Source organism: Chromohalobacter sp. 296-RDG (assembly GCF_029889885.1).
Taxonomy (GTDB): Bacteria; Pseudomonadota; Gammaproteobacteria; order Pseudomonadales; family Halomonadaceae; genus Chromohalobacter.
This window is the reverse complement of record NZ_JARANY010000273.1, coordinates 1-885: the sequence shown is the minus strand read 5'-3', so window position 1 is coordinate 885 and position 885 is coordinate 1. Positions and strand designations below refer to the sequence as shown.

At 60.5% G+C, this 885-nt stretch carries 2 protein-coding genes; one reads left to right on the top strand and one right to left on the bottom strand.

Translation table 11 applies throughout. The annotated features are described in order from the left end of the window. Positions 1-213 precede the first annotated feature (213 nt). Entirely contained in the window at positions 214-768 is a 555-nt protein-coding gene (locus OP495_RS18485) for a LysE family translocator (RefSeq protein WP_280571237.1), read from the top strand. 14 nt (positions 769-782) lie between these two features. On the opposite strand, the gene OP495_RS18480 is transcribed toward OP495_RS18485, so the two are convergent. Further along, positions 783-881: an I78 family peptidase inhibitor gene (locus OP495_RS18480; protein WP_280571239.1), complete on the bottom strand. Its 99-nt coding sequence runs from the start codon at positions 879-881 to the stop codon at positions 783-785. Between the last annotated feature and the right edge of the window lie 4 nt (positions 882-885).

Genomic DNA, 885 nt, shown 5'->3' with positions numbered 1-885 from the left:
GCCATGACATCTCCTTGATCGCGTTGTACGTGACACTTCCAGCGTAACGCGAAAGCCACGTATGGTCGCAACGCAACGTGATAGCTTGCGGTCGCGGCAGACGGTCGGCAAGCTGGCCGTCTGCGGGGACATAACGTCCCGGCGATGGTCACTCGAGGACGACATGCTGGAAGGATGGGGGCGCTCGGCCCCGCCGCACTGTACATGATTTCAATGAGCATCACCCCAGGTCCCAATAACGTCATGCTGACCGCCTCGGGGGCCAATTATGGCTACCGACGTACGCTGCCACACCTGCTGGGCATCACGGTAGGCTGTTTCGTGCTGTTCACGGCCATTGCTCTGGGACTTGGAGTGCTTTTCGAGCGCTACCCGATGGTACAGAACGCTCTGCGACTCATCGGCAGTGCCTACTTACTGTATTTGGCCTGGAAAATCGCCACCGCACCTCCGCCCGAGTTCCGCGACGACGCCGCGACAAAACCGTTGAGTCTCTGGCAAGCGGCGGCGTTTCAGTTCGCCAATACCAAGGCGTGGGTGATGGGGCTGGCATTGATGGCAGGCTTTCTGCCCGAGGGCGGCCCCGTATGGCTGAATGCCCTACTCCTGGCCGGGCTCGCCGAAATCGTCGCCTTTCCCTGCATCTCACTATGGGCCGGGTTCGGCATGGCCATCCGCCACTGGCTGACCACGCCCCAAGCCTGGCGGCGCTTCAACATCGTCATGGGCGTGCTCACTGCAGCCTGCGTATTTTTCATTCTCCGCTAAGGAAACCGACATGCTCAGCCACAGGTCAACTCGTCGATCGTGTCCTGATCGTCGAGTTTGACGTTGAGGCGATCCGCACGGTAATCCATCGTCACCGCCTGGTCGGGACGAATGACG